At 64.9% G+C, this 18,167-nt stretch carries 14 protein-coding genes and 4 tRNA genes; 12 read left to right on the top strand and 6 right to left on the bottom strand.

Features of this window, described 5'->3' with window-relative positions:
- Positions 1-8 precede the first annotated feature (8 nt).
- From N4T19_RS00925 to N4T19_RS00915, 3 genes are all read right to left on the bottom strand, one after another.
- Positions 9-1,322 (bottom strand): sigma-70 family RNA polymerase sigma factor, encoded by a 1,314-nt coding sequence (locus N4T19_RS00925; protein ID WP_260719200.1) that lies wholly within the window; start codon positions 1,320-1,322, stop codon positions 9-11.
- A 219-nt stretch (positions 1,323-1,541) separates the two neighbouring features.
- Complete coding sequence (locus tag N4T19_RS00920; protein WP_260719199.1) at positions 1,542-2,342, bottom strand: anti-sigma factor; 801 nt, start codon at positions 2,340-2,342, stop codon at positions 1,542-1,544.
- An 18-nt stretch (positions 2,343-2,360) separates the two neighbouring features.
- Entirely contained in the window at positions 2,361-2,936 is a 576-nt protein-coding gene (locus tag N4T19_RS00915) for a sigma-70 family RNA polymerase sigma factor (RefSeq protein ID WP_260719198.1), read from the bottom strand.
- A gap of 342 nt (positions 2,937-3,278) precedes the next feature.
- Between N4T19_RS00915 and N4T19_RS00910 the strand changes: the two genes are divergently transcribed.
- Positions 3,279-4,067, top strand: coding sequence for an SDR family NAD(P)-dependent oxidoreductase (locus tag N4T19_RS00910; protein WP_116925255.1), 789 nt, complete (start codon positions 3,279-3,281; stop codon positions 4,065-4,067).
- 3 nt (positions 4,068-4,070) lie between these two features.
- A complete protein-coding gene (locus N4T19_RS00905; RefSeq protein WP_116925044.1) occupies positions 4,071-4,772 on the top strand; it encodes a glutathione S-transferase family protein in 702 nt (233 codons plus the stop codon).
- A 68-nt stretch (positions 4,773-4,840) separates the two neighbouring features.
- Here N4T19_RS00905 and purL read toward each other — a convergent pair whose 3' ends face one another.
- Entirely contained in the window at positions 4,841-8,851 is a 4,011-nt protein-coding gene (gene purL / locus N4T19_RS00900) for a phosphoribosylformylglycinamidine synthase (protein ID WP_260719197.1), read from the bottom strand.
- Positions 8,852-9,033: 182 nt separating this feature from the next.
- Here purL and map point away from each other — a divergent pair, with 182 nt between their 5' ends.
- Positions 9,034-9,849 (top strand): type I methionyl aminopeptidase, encoded by an 816-nt coding sequence (gene map / locus N4T19_RS00895; RefSeq protein WP_021024879.1) that lies wholly within the window; start codon positions 9,034-9,036, stop codon positions 9,847-9,849.
- Positions 9,850-10,071: 222 nt separating this feature from the next.
- Entirely contained in the window at positions 10,072-12,690 is a 2,619-nt protein-coding gene (locus tag N4T19_RS00890) for a [protein-PII] uridylyltransferase (protein ID WP_116925041.1), read from the top strand.
- Positions 12,691-12,709: 19 nt separating this feature from the next.
- Here the strand turns inward: N4T19_RS00890 and def are convergent, their stop codons facing one another.
- Complete coding sequence (gene def, locus N4T19_RS00885; protein WP_116925040.1) at positions 12,710-13,249, bottom strand: peptide deformylase; 540 nt, start codon at positions 13,247-13,249, stop codon at positions 12,710-12,712.
- 140 nt (positions 13,250-13,389) lie between these two features.
- Between def and N4T19_RS00880 the strand changes: the two genes are divergently transcribed.
- The 8 genes from N4T19_RS00880 to N4T19_RS00845 all read left to right on the top strand — a co-directional run bounded on the left by N4T19_RS00880 (position 13,390) and on the right by N4T19_RS00845 (position 16,890).
- Positions 13,390-13,833 carry a YbaN family protein gene (locus tag N4T19_RS00880; RefSeq protein ID WP_260719196.1) on the top strand — a complete coding sequence of 148 codons (444 nt, stop codon included), beginning with the start codon at positions 13,390-13,392 and terminating at the stop codon, positions 13,831-13,833.
- A 75-nt stretch (positions 13,834-13,908) separates the two neighbouring features.
- Positions 13,909-13,984, top strand: a tRNA-Asn gene (locus N4T19_RS00875).
- A gap of 46 nt (positions 13,985-14,030) precedes the next feature.
- Positions 14,031-14,106, top strand: a tRNA-Asn gene (locus N4T19_RS00870).
- Positions 14,107-14,153: 47 nt separating this feature from the next.
- Positions 14,154-14,229, top strand: a tRNA-Asn gene (locus N4T19_RS00865).
- Between the two features lie 49 nt (positions 14,230-14,278).
- Positions 14,279-14,354 (top strand) — tRNA-Asn (locus tag N4T19_RS00860).
- 132 nt (positions 14,355-14,486) lie between these two features.
- Entirely contained in the window at positions 14,487-15,287 is an 801-nt protein-coding gene (aat, locus tag N4T19_RS00855; protein ID WP_409935143.1) for a leucyl/phenylalanyl-tRNA--protein transferase, read from the top strand.
- The gene (locus N4T19_RS00850) at positions 15,280-16,038 is read left to right on the top strand and encodes an arginyltransferase (protein ID WP_182345330.1); all 759 of its coding nucleotides are present in this window, start codon (positions 15,280-15,282) and stop codon (positions 16,036-16,038) included. Before aat ends, N4T19_RS00850 begins: the two co-directional genes overlap by 8 nt.
- Before the next feature lie 54 nt (positions 16,039-16,092).
- Positions 16,093-16,890, top strand: coding sequence for an IclR family transcriptional regulator (locus tag N4T19_RS00845; protein WP_116925038.1), 798 nt, complete (start codon positions 16,093-16,095; stop codon positions 16,888-16,890).
- A gap of 69 nt (positions 16,891-16,959) precedes the next feature.
- Here the strand turns inward: N4T19_RS00845 and N4T19_RS00840 are convergent, their stop codons facing one another.
- Positions 16,960-18,084 (bottom strand): serine hydrolase, encoded by a 1,125-nt coding sequence (locus N4T19_RS00840; RefSeq protein ID WP_260719195.1) that lies wholly within the window; start codon positions 18,082-18,084, stop codon positions 16,960-16,962.
- Positions 18,085-18,167: the final 83 nt, after the last annotated feature.

Raw genomic sequence — 18,167 nt, 5'->3', positions numbered from 1 at the left:
GCCATCGCTCAACTCTGCGCCTTGCGCCGTGCAATCGTGATGCGGCGCGCTGTGCCCTGGCCTTCTTCGCGCACCACCACTGGCAGGCTGCGCGGCAGCAGTTGCAGCCAGGCGCGGGCATCGGCAATGCGCACCCGGCCAAAAATCGTCAAATGCTCGGCATCGGGTGCCACCTGCAGGGGCACGGGGCAGTATCGGGCCAGGCGCTGCACCGCCAGGCCCAGCGGCTCGTGGCGGAAATCCAGCCAGCCATTGCGCCAGGCCGCCACCTCTTCCGCGCTGCTGTCGCGCCGGGGCGGCTGGCCTGGCTGCCAGTCCAGGCTCTGGCTGCCCGTCAGCTCCCAGCCATCGCCGGCATCGGCCAGATCGGCATCGCTGCCGCGCTCTTGCACGCGCACCCGGCCCTCTTCCACGGCTACGCGTAGCCCACCCTGGTTATCGAGGGCCACTTCAAACCGGGTGCCCAGCACGGTGATGCGGGCCGGGCCGGCATCGACGATAAAGGGCGCATCGGCATTGCGCGCCACGCTGAAGAAGGCCGCGCCATGGTGCATTTGCACATAGCGGCGGCTGCCGTAGTAACGCACATCCAGGCGGGTCTGCGCATCCAGCGCAATGCTGCTGCCATCGGGCAGGGCCTGGTTCAGCTGGCGGCCGGTAGCGGTGCCCAGCTGGATCTGCCAGGTCACCACCTGGCTTTGGTACAAGCGCCAGGCCAGGCTGCCGCTGGCGCCCAGGCCTGCCACACCGAGCAAGGCAGACAGCGCGCGGCGCCGGCCCTTGCGTGGCAGCGCCTGCACGACGCCATCGCCGCGCCATTCGTGCAGGGCCGCTTCAATCGCATCCATGGCGCGCATGATCTCTCGCTCCACTGTCTTGACCGAGACGCCATGCGCAGCGGCAATCGCCGCCTGCGATTCGCCATCGAGCCGGTCGGCCAGGAACATGCGGCGGCAGCGCTCTGGCAAGGCGGCAATGGCGGCATCGACCGCCACCAGCGCCTCGCGCTGCAGGCTGGCCTCGGCCACATCCTGGCCCAGCGCCTGCACACCGGCGCTGCTGTCATGGAAGCTGCTGTCAAAGCGCTCGGAGCTGCGCGCGGCCCGGCGCAGGTGGTCGATCACCAGATGCTCGGCCACCGTGTACAGATAGGCGCGTGGCGCCGGGTGCTGGCTTTGCGCCATGGGCCCCGCTTCCACTACGCGCAGCCACGCGTCATGCACGATGTCCTGCGCCGATTGGCGGCTGCCGGTACGGCGTGCCACAAAGGCGATCAGCTCGCGATAGCTATCGCGAAAGGCTTCCAACGGGAGGGCGGACATGGCGGGGACGGGCGAGCAGTAAAGAGGACAAGGCGCGCTAGTATATTACGAATGAGAATAGATCTCATTTGTTATATAAATTCTCTTTGAAAACAGGGTGTTAAATCGCCCGCCCGTGGAGGCGGTTACTGCTGCCAGCGCAAGCATTTCCCGCGATGGAACACGCCATAAAAACGCCCTGTACCGCCAGGTTCAGGGCGTGGGAGCGGGAAAATCAGCTTACAAATCGCGCTTGATCAAAGCCCCGCTGAACAGCACCGGCCCGGTCGGACCCGTCTCGCTGGGCACGCCGCCCTTGGGCTCCAGGCTGACCGCCAGCGCGGGGACAGCCTGCACTTGGGCCAGCTGGGCCTGCAGTTGCGCCAGGCGCCCTTCGCCCATGACGCCCAGCGACTGCGGTGCGCCCTGCGCGGGCAAGGCCCACAGCTGCAGTGACCGGTCGGCGGCCTCCTGGTAGCCGCCCACGCGCTGCAGCACCAGCTGGCCCTGCCGGGCGTCAAAGGTCACCAGCATGGAAGCCTGCGCCTTGCCATCGGCCAGCACCGCGACATACTGCACCTGGGGGGCGGCCTGCAACGCGGTTTGGGTCTTTTGCAGCTTCGTCTGCAAGGCGGCCAGCTGCTGGCCTGCGCTGCGTTGCAGGCTTTGCTGCGCATACAGGCCAACGGCGACGGCAGCGACGGTGGCCACGGCGCCAGTCAGCGCCAGCGAGCGCCACCAGGCCAGCGCCTTGGGGCTGCGGGCGTTGGCAGCAGCGCGCTGCCGCTCCAGCGCTATTCCAGCTTGGTCGGCATCGACCAGGTTCTGGATGCGGGTCCAGACGGCGGCATCGGGTTGCACGGGCGACTGCAGCTCGGACAGCGCCGACCAACGGCCCTGCCACAGCATGGCGGCCGAGCGCACCTGCGGGTGGGTGCGGGCCATCTGCTCAAAGCGGCGGCGGGCGCCGGCGCGCAAGGTGCCCAGCGCATAGGCCGCAGCGAGCCGGTCGAGCAGTTCAGGGTGTTGTACCAGATTCATCAGAGCACTCCTTTGCGCCTACACGTGGCGGGCCATGCACTTGCGCAGCTGCTCCAGACTGCGGCGCATCCAGGTTTTAACGGTGCCCAGCGGCAGCTGGAAGTGGCTGGCCAGCTCGCTGTGGCTCAAATCTCGCAAATAGGCCAGGCTCACCACCTGGCGCTGGGCCTGCTGCAGCCGCTCCATGCATTGGTGCAACACCGTCGCCTGCTCGCTGGCTTCCACCGATTGCATGGGGCCTTGTGCATCGTCACCCTGCGGCAAGTCATCCATGTCATCGACCAGCGCATGCTGGTCCAGCCGCTCGGCCTTGCGCCGGCGCAGAAAATCCAGTGCCCTGCTGCGCACGAGCATCCCCATCCAGGCCAGCGGCGGGCTGAGCGAATCGCGGTAGCTGCCGGCATGGCGCCAGATGGCGACAAAGCTGTCCTGCAGCACATCCTCGGCCCAGGCTTGGTTGCCCAGAATGCGCAGCGCCAGGCCATACAGCCGGGACGCGGTCTCGTCGTACAAAAGCCGGAGCGCCTTGTCCTCGCGGGCGGCTATGCGGTCTAACAAAAGCATCAGTTCAGTGTCAGTGGTAGGTGTGCGCATGCCAGCATTGTGGAGCCAAGCCTGCGCAGCCGGTGTATCCGTTGTATTACTGCCAAGCAGCAAGCGCCTCGGGCAAACCCTTCAATCTCTTAGCGGTCAGCGGTCGCTCACGTCCAAAACTTTCATGCATCTGGCCGCTATACGCAGCAAGCCCTCCATTGGATGCAAAAAACGATGCAAAAAAATAATCGGCGCATTGAATCCAAATCTCTTGCTGGTGCGTAGTGCTAAGCGTAGACCTTGCCCAGACAGGGTCGGACAACCGGAACACCCTATGACAACCGCCACCACCACCATCGCCTACCAGCCATCGTGCCCATGCGCCAGCGCCAGGAGGCAGCCATGCCACTGAACACCCCCATTGCGCGCTGGTACGGCTTGCGTGTCTGGCTGGTGGGCGCCAGCTCGGGCATCGGTCTGGCGCTGGCCGAGCAGCTGCATGCCGCAGGCGCGCGCGTGATCGTGTCCGCGCGCCGGCAGGAGGTGTTGGACAGCTTCGCCGAGCAGCACCCGGGCTGTCTGCCGCTGCCGCTGGATGTCACGGACCGCGACGCGGTCGTCAGCGCCGTGCAGCAGCTGCTGGAGGACGGGCCGCTGGACCTGGTCTGCTACTGCGCAGGCGAGCGGCAGACCATGCGGGCCGATGACCTGGACCTCAACAGCTTGCTGCAGCACCGCGAGGTCAATCTGACCGGGGCCTTGCATTTGATCGCGGCCGTCACGCCCCACCTGCTGGCAGCGGCGCGCGCCGGGCGCCAACCGCATCTGAGCCTGGTGGCCAGTGTGGCCGGCCTGCGGGGTCTGCCGGGCAACCTGGCCTATGGGCCCAGCCAGGCGGCACTCATCAACCTGGCCGAGACCTTGCAACTCGAGCTGGTGCCTCAGGGCGTAGGCGTCAGCCTGGCCGTGCTCAAGCCCGGCCTGAGCGATGCCTTCTTCACCGAGCCTCACCCCGCCAGCCTGCCAGTCTGGCCGCAGCCAGAGCAGGCGGCCAGCGCGATGCTTAAGGGCTGGGCCCGGGGCCACTTTCTGCTGGGCGTGCCCTGGCGCTCCCGGCTGAGCTGGCGCCCCGGCTACAAATCGACGGCATCCGGTCTGGTGGCCTGGGTGCGCCGCTTGCAAGGAAACTGAAGCATGCTGACCCTTCACCACCTGGAAACCTCACGCTCGCAGCGCGTGCTGTGGCTGCTCGAAGAGCTGAACCTGCCCTATGCGCTGGAGACCTACCCGCGCGATGCCAAGACGCGCCTAGCGCCGCCGGCGCTCAAGCGCATCCACCCGCTGGGCCTCTCACCCATCCTCTGCGACCGGGGCCTGGTGATTGCAGAATCCGGCGCCATCATCGAGTACCTGGCCGAGCGCTATGGCGCCTGGGCGCCGCCCGACATGGCCCACCTCGATCCGCCGCGCAGCAGCCCCGAGCACCTGCAGTGCCGCTACTGGATGCATTTTGCCGAGGGCTCGCTGATGAACTGGCTGCTGCTGCAGCTGGTGTTTGACAGCATCGCGGCCAAGCGCTTGCCGCTGCTGCTGCGCCCCGTCGTGCGCCCGGTGCTGCGCGGCCTGCGCCAGCAGGTGCACAAGCAGCTGATCGCGCCGCACATGGAGGCGGCGATGGCCTATATGAACCACCACTTGGCTCACCAGCCCTGGTTTGCCGGCGATCACCTGACGATGGCCGATTTTCAGATGGGCTTTGCCGTCGAGGCCGCGCTGGCGCGCTGCGCCAATGCCGCCGACTGGCCGCATCTGCATGCCTACCGCCAGCGCATGCAGGCCCGCGAAGCCTACCAGCGCGCCATTGCCAAGGGCGGCCCGGTGGTGATGAAGCTCTGAGCCACTGAACCGCGGCGCATGAAAAAAGGCCCTGCAGTGCAGGGCCTTCGTCATGGGCGTTGCGCAGATCAGCCCAGCCAGTGGCGGGCATTGCGCCAGACGCGCATCCAGGGGCTGTGGGCCGAACGGTCGCCGTCGGTCCAGCTCATCTGCACGTTGCGGAACACGCGCTCGGGGTGCGGCATCATCGCGGTAAAGCGGCCATCGGCGGTGGTCACAGCGGTCAGGCCGCCGGCCGAGCCGTTCGGGTTGAACGGGTACTGCTCGGTCGCCTGGCCGTGGTTGTCCACATAGCGCATCGCGGCGATCACCGCATCGGCGTTGCCACGGAAGCGGAAGTTGGCATAGCCTTCGCCATGGGCCACGGCGATCGGCAGGCGCGAGCCAGCCATGCCTTGCAGGAACAGGCTGGGCGAGTCCAGCACTTCGACCATCGACAGGCGCGCCTCGAAGCGGTTGCTCTGGTTTTGCGTAAAGCGTGGCCAGTCTTGCGCACCGGGGATGATATCGGCCAGTTCGGCAAACATCTGGCAGCCATTGCAGACGCCCAGGCCGAACGTGTCCTTGCGGCTGAAGAAGGCCTGGAACTGCTCGGACAGCGGCTCGTTGAAGGTGATGGAGCGGGCCCAGCCAATGCCGGCGCCCAGGGTGTCACCATAGCTGAAGCCGCCGCAGGCGACGATACCGGCAAAGTCACGCAGCTGGGCACGGCCCGTCTGCAGGTCGGTCATGTGCACGTCCACCGCTTCAAAGCCGGCTTCGCCAAAGGCGTAGGCCATCTCCACGTGGGAGTTGACGCCCTGCTCGCGCAGCACCGCCACGCGGGGCTTGGCTGCCACGTTCACATAGGGGGCTGCCACCACCTCTTGCGGGTCGAAGGTCAGGTGCACATGCATGCCCGGGTCAGACGGCACACCTACCGAAGCGTGCTCGCTGTCGGCACAAGCGGGGTTGTCGCGCTGCTGGGCAATCTTCCAGCTCACGGCATCCCAGACCTGGTGCAGATCGCTCAGGCTGGCGCCAAACACCTTCTTGGCATCGCGCCAGACCTGCAGCTCGCCCTTGCCCATGTCCATGCTGGACGAGGCCGGACGCGTCTTGCCCACGATGTGGCTGCAGGTGGACAGGCCGTGCTCGCGCAGCGTCTGCAGCACCTCGGCGCTGTCGCTGGTCTTGACCTGCAGCACCACGCCCAGCTCTTCGTTGAACAGCGCGCGCAAAGTCAGGTCTTCGCGGCGGCCCGATACCTGGGCGCCCCAGTTCTTGCCTTCGCCGCTGTCCATGCGGCTGTCGGAGATGCCATCGCCTTCGGTGATCAGCATGTCCACATTCAGTGCCACGCCGACATGGCCGGCAAAGGCCATTTCGGCCACGGTGGCCAGCAGGCCGCCGTCGCCCTTGTCGTGGTAGGCCAGGATCTTGCCCTGGGCGCGCAGCGCGTTGACGGCGTCAACGAGTGCAATCAGGTCCTTGGCCTCGTCCAGGTCCGGCGTTTCATTGCCGCTTTGGCCCAGCACCTGGCCCAGGATCGAGCCACCCATGCGCATCTTGCCGCGCGACAGATCAACCAGCACCAAGGTGGTGTCGGGCTCGTTGGCGTCCAGCTGGGGCGTCAAGGTGCTGCGCACATCATCGATGGAGGCAAAGCCGGTGATGATCAGGCTGACGGGCGAGGTGACCTTCTTGGTCTGGCCGCCCTCGCTCCACTGCGTGCACATCGACAGGCTGTCCTTGCCCACGGGGATGGAGATGTTCAGCTGCGGGCACAGCTCCATGCCCACGGCCTTGACGGTGGCGTACAGGTCGGCGTCTTCCCCGGGCTCGCCGCAGGCGGCCATCCAGTTGGCCGACATCTTGACCTTGGACAGAGCAATGGGCGCTGCCAGCATATTGGTGATGGCCTCGGCCACCGCCATGCGGCCCGAGGCGGGAGCATTGATCGCGGCCAGTGGCGTGCGCTCGCCCATCGCCATCGCTTCGCCCTTGAAGCCCTGGAAATCGGCCAGGGTCACGGCCACGTCGGCCACCGGCACCTGCCAGGGGCCGACCATCTGGTCGCGGTGGGTCAGGCCGCCGACGGCGCGGTCACCAATGGTGACCAGGAAGCGCTTGGAGGCCACCGTGGGGTGGGCCAACACGTCGATCACGGCCTTTTCCAGCGGCACGCCGGTCAGGTCGATGGCCGGCAGGCTGCGCGCCACAGTCTGCACATCCTTGTGCATCTTGGGCGGCTTGCCCAGCAGCACGTCCATCGGCATATCGACCGGGAATTTCTGGTCGTCCGCAGTGGCGGCCGGGTCTTCGAGCACCAGCTGGCGCTCTTCGGTCGCCGTGCCGATGACGGCAAACGGGCAGCGCTCGCGCTCGCAAAACGCCGTGAACTGCGCCAGCGATTCGGGCGCAATCGCCATCACATAGCGCTCCTGGCTTTCGTTGGACCAGATTTCCTTCGGAGCCAGGCCCGATTCTTCGAGGTTGACCTTGCGCAGGTCAAAGCGGGCGCCACGGCCGGCGTCATTGGTCAGCTCGGGAAAAGCGTTGGACAGGCCACCGGCGCCCACGTCGTGGATCGCCAGGATGGGGTTGGCCGCGCCCTGCTGCCAGCAGTGGTTGATGACCTCTTGCGCACGGCGCTCGATCTCGGGGTTGCCGCGCTGCACCGAGTCAAAGTCCAGCTCGGCCGCGTTGGTGCCGCTGGCCATGGAGCTGGCAGCACCCCCGCCCATGCCGATGCGCATGCCCGGGCCGCCCAGCTGGATCAGCAAGGTGCCAGCGGGGAAGAGGATCTTCTGGGTCTGCTCGGCATCGATCACGCCCAGGCCACCAGCAATCATGATGGGCTTGTGGTAGCCACGGGTGATGTCACCGACTTGCTGCTCGTACTCGCGGAAGTAGCCAGTCAGGTTGGGGCGACCGAATTCGTTGTTGAACGCGGCGCCGCCCAGCGGGCCTTCGATCATGATCTGCAGCGGGCTGGCGATGTGCTCGGGCTTGCCGACCTCGCTGCCCCAGAGCTTGGAGACGGTGAAACCAGTGAGGCCCGCCTTGGGCTTGGAGCCCCGGCCGGTCGCGCCTTCGTCACGGATCTCACCGCCCGCGCCGGTGGAGGCGCCGGGGAAAGGCGAGATGGCTGTGGGGTGGTTGTGGGTCTCGACCTTCATCAGCACATGGCTGGTGGCGCTGTGCTTTTGGTAACTGGGCACCGTCACGGCATCGGCCTGGGTGTTGAACGGCGCGACAAAACGCTCCACCTGGTGGCCTTCCATGATGGAGGCATTGTCCGAATAGGCGACGACGGTGTGCTGGGGCGATACCGCCTCGGTGTGGCGGATCATGCCAAACAGGCTCTTGTCCTGCGCCACGCCATCGATGGTGAACTTGGCGTTGAAGATCTTGTGGCGGCAGTGCTCGGAGTTCGCCTGGGCAAACATCATCAGCTCGACATCGCTGGGGTTGCGCGCCAGGCCCTTGAAGGCGTTTTCCAGGTACTCGATCTCGTCGTCGGCCAGCGCCAGGCCCCATTGCTTGTTAGCTTTTTCCAGCGCGCTGCGGCCGCCGCCCAGCACATCGACAAATTCCATCGGCTGGGCTTGCAGTGCGGAGAACAGCTGCTCGGCTTCGGCGCGGGTGGCGAAGACCGACTCGGTCATGCGGTCGTGCAGCAGCGCGGCGATCTGTGCGGTCTGCTCGGCGCTCAGCTCGGGCTTGCCGCCCAGCAGGCCGGCCTTGAGCTCGATCCGGTACTCGGTCAGGCGCTCGATGCGGAACAGTGCCAGGCCGCAGTTGCGGGCAATGTCGGTGGCCTTGGAAGCCCAGGGCGAGATGGTGCCCATGCGCGGGGTGACGATGAAGGCCAGGCCATCGCTGCCGCCTTCATAGGGGTCGCCATAGGTCAGCAGGGCCGCTACGCGCTCGGCCTGGGCACCCGCCAGGGGCTGCTCGGTGGCCACCAGATGCACAAAACGGGCAGCAATGCCCGTTATCTTTGGATGGATCGCCGTCAATGCGGTCTGCAGTTGTTGGGCGCGGAAGGAGCTGAGGGCGTTACCGCCTGGTAGCTGAGTCAGGTGCAGTGTCACGTGGCAGCCTATGTGGACTAGGAGGATGGGAAGAAAGCACGCATGCGCCTTGCCCACTGCTACGGGCGGACCGTGGCAGCACCATGACAAGGGCGGGATAACCCGGGATTCTACTGTGCCGCGCCAGGACACGTAGCCGCATGGACAACAGGCCAATGGCAGCAGTGGGATAATCGTGGGCTATGACGATCAAAATCAATACCGAAGACGATATTGCGCAGATGCGCATCGCAGGCCGCCTGGCCTCGGAGGTCTTGGACTACATCACCCCCCACATCCAACCGGGTATCACCACCAAGCAAATCGATCTGCTGTGCGCCGAGGCGATGGAAAAGCAAGGCACCAAATCGGCCTGCCTGGGCTACCAGCCGCCAGGCATGACGCCCTACCCGGCCTATGTCTGCACGTCGGTCAACCATGTGGTCTGCCACGGCATCCCCAATGACAAACCGCTCAAGAAGGGCGACATCGTCAATGTGGACGTGACCATCATCACGCCCGAAGGCTATTTTGGTGACAACAGCCGCATGTTCGTGATCGGCGAAGGCACGATTGCGGGCAAGCGCCTGTGCCAGCTGACCTTTGAAGCCATGTGGCATGGCATCGTGCAGGTCAAGAATGGCGCCCACCTGGGCGATATCGGCCATGCGATCCAGAAGTTTGCCGAAGGCCAGGGCCTGTCGGTCGTGCGCGAGTATTGCGGCCACGGCATCGGCAAGGTGTTCCACGACGAGCCCCAGGTGCTGCATTACGGCCGCCCGGGCACCGGCGTCGAGCTCAAGACCGGCATGATCTTCACGATCGAGCCCATGCTCAACCTGGGCAAGAAGGACATCAAGGACCTGGGCAATGACGGCTGGACCGTCATCACCAAGGACCACAGCCTCTCGGCCCAGTGGGAAGTCGAAGTGCTGGTGACCGACACCGGCTATGAAGTGCTGACCTGGTCGGAGGGCTCGCCCACGCCGCCCAGCTTTGTGACCAGCACCAAGTGCTGATCGGGCGCTGATACTGCACCGATAAATCGCTGCGCGCGTGCCGGGCCTGCCCGGCACCAGCCCACACCAAGGCGGCACTGCAACCAGCATGCCGCCTTCGTCATTTCTGGCAGTCCCGCCTCCGCCATGCCCCCATTTGGTGCGTAGTGGCATGAAATGTGCTTACTCGCTGCTGCTGTTGATTGCTATGGCACACTGCCAACGACAGCATAGTTAGGCACCATGAACGATCCTCGCATTCCGCAGCTGCGCGAGCAGTACCAGGCGCAACGCAGCGCCCTGTTTGATGACATCATGGCCGGGGGCAGCAGCACCCGGGGCATACAGACCCAGCTGCGCAAGCTCTCGCAGCTGGCCGATGGGCTGCTGCGCGACCTCTGGCACCTGGCCGGCCTGCCCGGCCGCCTGAACCTGGTGGGGGTGGGCGGCTTTGGCCGGGGCAAGCTGTTTCCCTATTCCGATATCGATGTGCTGCTGCTGCTGCCCGAAGGCACCGATCCGGAGCAGGACATTGAATTGCGCACCGCGATCGAGCAGTTCATCGGCTCGTGCTGGGACGCCGGGCTGGAAATTGGCTCGAGCGTGCGCACCATCAGCCAGTGCATCAGCGAAGCCCAGGCCGATGTGACGGTGCAGACGGCGCTGCTGGAGTCGCGCCGCATCATCGGCTCGCCCCGCCTCTACCACCTGTTCCAGGCGGCGCTGGCCCAGTCCATCAAGCCCGATGCCTTTGTCGTGGCCAAGGTGCTGGAGATGCAGCAGCGCCACAACAAGTACGAAAACACCGTCTATGCGCTCGAGCCCAATTGCAAGGAGTCGCCCGGCGGCCTGCGCGATCTGCAACTGATCCTGTGGCTGGGCCGTGCTACCGGTCTGGGCAGCCGCTGGAAGGAGCTGGCCGACAAGGGGCTGGCCACCGTCTACGAGGTGCGCAACCTGCAGCGCAACGAGGACCTGATCTGCCTCATCCGCGCGCGGCTGCACATTGTGGCCCGGCGCCGTGAGGACCGGCTGGTGTTCGACCTGCAAACGCCGGTGGCCGAGTCCTTTGGCTTCAAGACCATCACGCCAGCTGGCCAGCGCTTTCCCAAGCGCGCCAGCGAGGAGCTGATGAAGCGCTACTACTGGGCTGCCAAGGCGGTGGCCCAGCTCACGCAGATCCTGATGCTGAACATGGACGAGCGCCTGCACCCGGGCAACCACACCTTGCGCCGCATCGATGACGAGTTCTACGACAAGGCCGGCCTCATTGAGGTGGCCGACGACGAGGTCTACCAGCGCAACCCGCATGCGATCTTGCGCACCTTCTTGCTCTACGAGACCGAGCCGGGCTTGAAGGACCTGTCGGCCCGTACCTTCCGCGCGCTCTACCATGCGCGCCAGCTGATGGATGCCCAGTTCCGTCGTGACCCGGTCAACCGCGCCACCTTCATGCAGATTCTGCAGCAGCCCCATGGCATCACCCATGCGATGCGGCTGCTCAACCAGACCTCGGTGCTGGGCCGCTACCTCTGGCCGTTCCGCCGCATCGTGGGCCAGATGCAGCACGACCTGTTCCATGTCTACACGGTGGACCAGCACATCCTGATGGTGCTGCGCAATGTGCGGCGCTTTTTCATGGCCGAGCATGCGCATGAGTACCCGTTCTGCTCCCAGCTGGCCGCTGGCTGGGACAAGCCCTGGATTCTGTACCTGGCCGCCCTCTTCCACGACATCGGCAAGGGCCGGGGTGGCGACCATTCGGAGATCGGCGCGCTGGAAGTCAAGCGTTTTTGCCGCGACCACCAGATTGCCAAGGAAGACCGGCAGCTGGTCGAGTTTCTGGTGCGCGAGCACCTGACGATGAGCCAGGTCGCGCAAAAGCAGGATACGTCCGACCCCGAGGTGATCACCGCCTTTGCCCAGCGCATGGGCAATGAGCGCCGGCTCACCGCCCTCTACCTGCTCACCGTCGCCGATATCCGTGGCACCAGCCCCAAGGTCTGGAATGCCTGGAAAGGCAAGCTGCTCGAAGACCTGTACCGCTCGACGCTGCGCGTGCTGGGTGGGCGGGCGCCCGATGTGGCCGCTCAGGTGGAAATCCGCAAGCGCGAAGCGCTGGTGCTGCTGGCGCTGTCGGCACAGCCCCATGAATCACAAAAAGCGCTGTGGGATACGCTGGGCCTCGATTATTTTCTGCGCCACGAGGCCGCCGATATCGCCTGGCACACGCGCCACCTGTCACGCGCCGTGGGCAGCAAGGCCACCTTGGTGCGCGCGCGCCAGTCGCTGGCCGGCGAAGGCCTGCAGGTGATGGTGTATGCGCCCGACCAGCCCGATCTGTTTGCCCGCATCTGCAGCTATTTTGACCAGGCGGGCTTTTCGATTCTGGACGCGCGCGTGCACACCGCCCTTAACCGCTATGCGCTTGATACCTTCCAGGTGGTGGCGACCGATGCACCGCAAAGCTACCGCGAGCTGATCAACCTGGTCGAGAGCGAGCTCACCCGCGTGCTGGTGGCCGCCCAGCCGCTGCCCGAGCCCGCGCAGCGCCGCGTCTCGCGCCGGGTCAAGAGCTTTCCGGTGGCGCCGCGCGTGCTGCTGCGCCCCGATGACAAGGGTCAGCGCTGGCTGCTGTCCATCTCGGCGGCAGACCGCGCAGGCCTGCTCTACACCGTGGCACGCATCCTGGCCCGCCACCAGCTGAGTGTCGAGCTGGCCAAGATCAGCACCTTGGGCGAGCGCGTGGAAGACAGCTTTTTGCTGCAGGGCCCGGAGCTGCAGAACAATGTGAGCCAGATCGCGATCGAGACCGAGCTGCTCTGGGCACTGGCCGCGACGGGCAGCGGCGCGGCCGGTTGACCGTTAAGGCGAACCCGGCTCAGTCGTCCTCGGCCGCGCTGATGCCGGGAAACAAAATCTCGGTAAAACCGAACTGGCTGAAATCGCGCACCCGCATCGGGTAGAGCTTGCCCCAGAGGTGGTCGCATTCATGCTGCACCACGCGGGCATGGAAGCCTTCGGCCTCGCGGTCAATCGGGTCGCCATACTGGTCAAAGCCGGTGTAGCGGATCTTGCGCCAGCGCGGCACCATGCCGCGCAGCCCCGGCACCGACAGGCACCCCTCCCAGTCGTCTTCTTCCTCGTCCGACAAGGGCGTGATCACCGGGTTGATCAGCACCGTGGGCGGCACCAGCGGGCGGTCCGGGTAGCGCGGGTTGCGCTCGGGCGAGCCAAAGAACACCACCTGCAGATCCACCCCGATCTGCGGCGCAGCCAGGCCCGCGCCGTTGGCGTCGCGCATGGTGTCGAGCAGATCCTGCACGAGCTGGTGCAGCGCATCGGTGTCAAATTCGGTCACGGGCTGCGCGGTGCGCAGCAAACGGGCATCGCCCATTTTCAAGATTGGATAGATCGCCATGCCGGCATGGTAGCGCAGCGCGCAAGCCCGTCTGGCGCCTTTTGCCACCCAAAGCACCGGCGCAGCAGCGCAGCAAGATGCCCACCACCCTTGCCCAGCATCAAGACACTGTTATGCGGCGCGATGCACAATGCTGGACCATGAACGAGCCCGGAGCCTCTTCCACCGCGCTGCAAGACGTGCAGACACCGGCTTACTGCCCCATCCGCAGTCCGGTCTTGCGCTGGCTGCTGCTGTTGGCGGCTGTGGCCTGCCTGGCGATGGGCATCGTCGGCATTTTTGTGCCGGGGCTGCCGACCACGGTCTTTGTGCTGATGGCCGGGGCCTGCGCGGCGCGCAGCTCGCCGCGCCTGCATGCCTGGCTGTGGCACCACCGGCTGTTTGGCGGCATGCTGCGCAACTGGGCGGCGGGCGGTTTTGTCAGCCGCAAGGCCAAGTGGAGCGCCAGCATCACGATGGCGGTATGCGCAGTCATCATGCTGCTGGTGCCAGCGCCCGGCTGGGCCAAGCTGTTGTCGATTGGCTGCATGGCCTGCGTGCTGGCCTGGCTGTGGTGCCGGCCCGAGCCCCCGGCACCGCAATGAGCCCAGCCCTGCGCGGCAAAAAATGACCTCGTCCGTTTTTCAGGTCAAAAATTCGTTCTATAATCGCAGTCTTGTTCCTCAATAGCTCAGTTGGTAGAGCGCCGGACTGTTAATCCGTAGGTCCCTGGTTCGAGCCCAGGTTGAGGAGCCAAAGAATTTTTCGGCTTTGCAATCGAACAAAGCCTGTTGACCGATATTCCTCAATAGCTCAGTTGGTAGAGCGCCGGACTGTTAATCCGTAGGTCCCTGGTTCGAGCCCAGGTTGAGGAGCCATCACTTATCTGCCCTGCAATCGTTCAGGGCATTGACCAAAAATTTGTTCCTCAATAGCTCAGTTGGTAGAGCGCCGGACTGTTAATCCGTAGGTCCCTGGTTCGAGCCCAGGTTGAGGAGCCAAAGAATTTTTTTTGGCTTTGCAATCGCACAAAGCCTGTTCACTGTTTATTCCTCAATAGCTCAGTTGGTAGAGCGCCGGACTGTTAATCCGTAGGTCCCTGGTTCGAGCCCAGGTTGAGGAGCCATTCAAAAAGCCTGCACCACCGTGCAGGCTTTTTTGTTTTTTGCGGCCGCAGCCCAGCAACCGGGAGCGAACTGCCGTATTTGTCACCCCTGGGTACCACGGGCGGCCAGCAGCGCCCCATTTGGCCGCTACCATGGCAGGCAACACCATGAGCGCCAACCACCACACGCCCCCGCTAGCCTGGCTGCAAGCCGATGACGACTTTCCACCCGTGGACATGGCCTGGGGGCCCCACACCCCGCACCCGGGCCTGCTGGCCGCTGGCGGCGTGCTCGACAGCGCCCATCTGCAGCAGGCCTACCGCCAGGGCATCTTCCCCTGGTTCAGCGAGGGCTCACCCATTCTGTGGTGGTCTACCGATCCGCGCATGGTGCTGCAACCGGCCCACTTCCGCCTGCACCGCTCGCTCAAGCAGGCGATACGCAAGTTTGCGCAGGATCCCAGCAGCGAGCTGCGCATCGACAGCGACTTTGCCGCCGTGATCGCTGCCTGCGGCCAGCAGGACCGCCCGGGCCAGGATGGCACCTGGATCGTCAACGACATCCAGGCCGCCTACACCCAGCTGCACCGGGATGGCTTTGCCCACAGCGTGGAGCTGTGGCAAGGCGGCCAGCTGGTGGCCGGCCTGTATTGCGTGGCCATTGGGCGCGCGGTGTTTGGCGAATCGATGTTCACCACCGTGCCCAATGGCTCCAAGATCGCACTGGCCGCGCTGGTGCAGATCTGCCGGCGCGAGCAGGTGCCGATGATCGACTGCCAGCAAAACACCGGGCATCTGGCCTTCATGGGCGCTGCCGAAGTGCCGCGCAGCCGGTTTTTAGAGAATGTGCGCACGCAAATAGCGCTGCCCCCTATGCGCTGGGAGTTTGCATCTGGCGATGGGACTGACATAATCCCACTATCTGAAATGACATCTCCGCATCCGGATGAGTAGGCTGAACGAACTACCGCTGCACAGCTTGCAGTTTTATGCGACAGCGCCCTACCCATGCAGCTATCTCGAAGCGCGCATGGCGCGCTCTCAGGTAGCCACGCCCAGCCACGCCATCCAGAACGATGTCTACTCCGAGTTGATCCAGCAGGGCTTTCGCCGCAGCGGCCTGTTCACCTACCGCCCCTATTGCGATGGCTGCCAGGCATGCGTGCCCTTGCGCGTGCGGGTGCAGGACTTCAAACCCAAGCGCCACCAGCGCCGCGCGCGCAAGCAGCACCAGGCGCTGGACGTGCGGGTGCTGCCGCTGGGCTTTTTGCGTGAGCACTACGCGCTCTACCTGCGCTACCAGTCGGCGCGCCATACCGGTGGCGGCATGGATGAGGACAGCGTCGAGCAGTATTCGCAGTTCATGCTGCAAAGCCGGGTCAACAGCCGCCTGGTGGAGTTTCGCGAGCCCGCGCAGGGCCAGCAGCCCGGCACCCTGAAGATGGTCTCGATCATCGACATCCTCAACGACGGCCTGTCGGCCGTCTACACCTTTTACGAGCCCGAGGCCCACACCAGCTACGGCACCTACAACGTGCTCTGGCAGATTGATCAGTGCCGGGCCATGGGCCTGCCCTACCTGTACCTGGGCTACTGGATTGCCGCCAGCCCCAAGATGCAATACAAGGCCGATTACCAGCCCTATGAGGTCTATATCGACCAGCGCTGGCAACCGGGCCAGCTCGCCAACCATTGCGCCCCTTGATCGCTCCGATCAAGCGGCCACCTCTCTTTTTGTTATTTGAGCGCCAGTCTACGCATGACCAAACCAATACATGACACCGTCACCAAGCCCAGCGTGCAAGTGCTAGAGCGCATGTTCACGCTGCTGGACGTCCTGGCCACGCGCGAGGAAGCGGTGTCACTCAAGGAGCTGAGCGAGATCACGGGCCTGCACCCGTCGACGACGCACCGCATCTTGAACGACCTGACCATTGGCCGCTTTGTGGACCGCCCCGAGTCGGGCAGCTACCGCCTGGGCATGCGCCTTCTGGAGCTGGGCAACCTGGTCAAGGCGCGCATCAATGTGCGCGAAGTGGCCCTGCTGCCGATGCGGCGGCTGCACCTGGCCACGCAGCAGGCCATCAATCTGAGCATGCGCCAGGGCGATGAGATCGTCTATGTGGAGCGCAGCTTCAGCGAGCGCTCGGGCATGCAGGTGGTGCGCGCCATCGGCGGCCATGCGCCGCTGCACCTGACCTCGACCGGCAAGCTCTTTTTGGCCAACGACGAGCCCGAGCGCGTACGCGCCTACGCGATGCGCACGGGCCTGGCGGGCAACACCAAGAACAGCATCACCAATTTGGCGGTACTCGAGCGCGAGCTGTCCAAGACCCGCCAGTACGGCGTGGCGCGCGACAACGAGGAGCTGGAGCTGGGCGTGCGCTGCATGGCAGCGGGCATCTATGACGACCAGGGGCGCCTGGTCGCTGGCCTGTCGGTGTCCGCCCCTGCCGACCGGCTCGAAGACGCCTGGACCACGCGCCTGCAGGCCACGGCTAGCGAGATCTCGTCCGCGCTGGGCTTTGACGAGCACCGCCAGCCCAACGCACGCTGAGCCCGGGCAGGCCATCAACCGCACGCAAAAAAACCTGCCGAGGCAGGTTTTTTTGTGGGCGCAGCGCGCTCAGTGCTTGGCCAGCAGCTGCGTGCCCGAGCCTTCCACCCAGTGGCGCACGCGCTCGGCATCGGCCAGGCGACCGAACTTGCCCGCCGAATCCAGGAACACCATGATGAGCTTGCGGCCGGCCACCTGGGCCTGCATCACCAGGCAGCGGCCTGCCTCGGAGATATAGCCGGTCTTTTGCAGGCCGATATTCCACTCGGGACTGTGCACCAGGCGGTTGGTATTGTTGAACTGCAGCATGCGCTCACCCACTTCGACCTGGTAGGACGGCGAAGTGGTCAGATCGCGCAGCAGCGGATCGGAGTGCGCCACATTGACCAAGGTGGCCAAGTCAAAGGCGCTGGACTGGTTGGAGCTCGACAAGCCGGTGGGCTCGACATAGCGGGTATCGGCCATGCCCAGCATCTTGGCCTTCATGTTCATCATGCCGACAAAGGTCTGCAGGCCACCAGGGTAGGTGCGGCCCAGCGCATGGGCGGCACGGTTTTCGCTGGACATCAGTGCCAGGTGCAGCAATTCGCCGCGCATCAAGGTGGTGCCCACACGCAGACGCGAGCTGCTGTGCTTTTCGGTGTCCACATCGTCCTGGGTGATGGTGATCATCTCGTCCATCGGCAGCTGGGCCTGGGAGATGATCAGGCCGGTCATCAGCTTGGTGAGCGAGGCGATCGGCAGCACGGCATGGTCGTTCTTGGACAGCAGCACTTCATGGGTGTCCTGGTCCAGCACCAGAGCGACGCTGGATTTGAGTGCCAGCGGATCGGTCACATCATGCAGGCCGGCCATCTGGCCGAAGGACTGGCGCTCGGGAATGATGACGGCAGCGGCAACGGCAGCGCGCCCTGCTTGGCGCCCTGCCTTGGCCAGCGTGGTCTTGCCCTTGGGGGCTTTGCCGGCGACCTTTTTGGACGATGGCGCAGCCGCTTGCTTTTGGCGGCCATTGCGCTCGCCCTTGGAGGCCACGGCGGCAGGCTTTTTGCTAGCCTTGGCCTGCACATGGGCCTTGGGAGCGGACTTGTTCTTGGCGCTGGCCTGCACGCTAGGAGCGGACAAACCAAAGGCCAGGGTACAAATTGCAAACAAATGTGAAAAACGACGCAAAACACTGCGATGACGTAGCGCCATTATTCTGCTCCCTACAAATACGATAGCTGACAGCGGAAACTTGAATTTAAAAAATCGCGCAAATTCATTAACTTACGCGATTC

The sequence above is a fragment of the Comamonas squillarum genome, assembly GCF_025309455.1.
Classification (GTDB): domain Bacteria; phylum Pseudomonadota; class Gammaproteobacteria; order Burkholderiales; family Burkholderiaceae_C; genus Comamonas; species Comamonas squillarum.
The sequence above is the reverse complement of the archived record's forward strand: the minus strand, read 5'-3'. Positions and strand labels throughout refer to the sequence as shown.

Coding starts and splice junctions, on each gene's coding strand:
- N4T19_RS00845 (WP_116925038.1), top strand. CDS start 16,093: ATGACCAAACCAATACATGACACCGTCACCAAGCCCAGCGTGCAAGTG.
- aat (WP_409935143.1), top strand. CDS start 14,487: ATGGCAGGCAACACCATGAGCGCCAACCACCACACGCCCCCGCTAGCC.
- N4T19_RS00905 (WP_116925044.1), top strand. CDS start 4,071: ATGCTGACCCTTCACCACCTGGAAACCTCACGCTCGCAGCGCGTGCTG.
- N4T19_RS00890 (WP_116925041.1), top strand. CDS start 10,072: ATGAACGATCCTCGCATTCCGCAGCTGCGCGAGCAGTACCAGGCGCAA.
- N4T19_RS00850 (WP_182345330.1), top strand. CDS start 15,280: ATGAGTAGGCTGAACGAACTACCGCTGCACAGCTTGCAGTTTTATGCG.
- N4T19_RS00920 (WP_260719199.1), bottom strand. CDS start 2,342: ATGAATCTGGTACAACACCCTGAACTGCTCGACCGGCTCGCTGCGGCC.
- def (WP_116925040.1), bottom strand. CDS start 13,249: ATGGCGATCTATCCAATCTTGAAAATGGGCGATGCCCGTTTGCTGCGC.
- N4T19_RS00925 (WP_260719200.1), bottom strand. CDS start 1,322: ATGTCCGCCCTCCCGTTGGAAGCCTTTCGCGATAGCTATCGCGAGCTG.
- N4T19_RS00840 (WP_260719195.1), bottom strand. CDS start 18,084: ATGGCGCTACGTCATCGCAGTGTTTTGCGTCGTTTTTCACATTTGTTT.
- N4T19_RS00880 (WP_260719196.1), top strand. CDS start 13,390: ATGAACGAGCCCGGAGCCTCTTCCACCGCGCTGCAAGACGTGCAGACA.
- N4T19_RS00915 (WP_260719198.1), bottom strand. CDS start 2,936: ATGCGCACACCTACCACTGACACTGAACTGATGCTTTTGTTAGACCGC.
- map (WP_021024879.1), top strand. CDS start 9,034: ATGACGATCAAAATCAATACCGAAGACGATATTGCGCAGATGCGCATC.
- N4T19_RS00910 (WP_116925255.1), top strand. CDS start 3,279: ATGCCACTGAACACCCCCATTGCGCGCTGGTACGGCTTGCGTGTCTGG.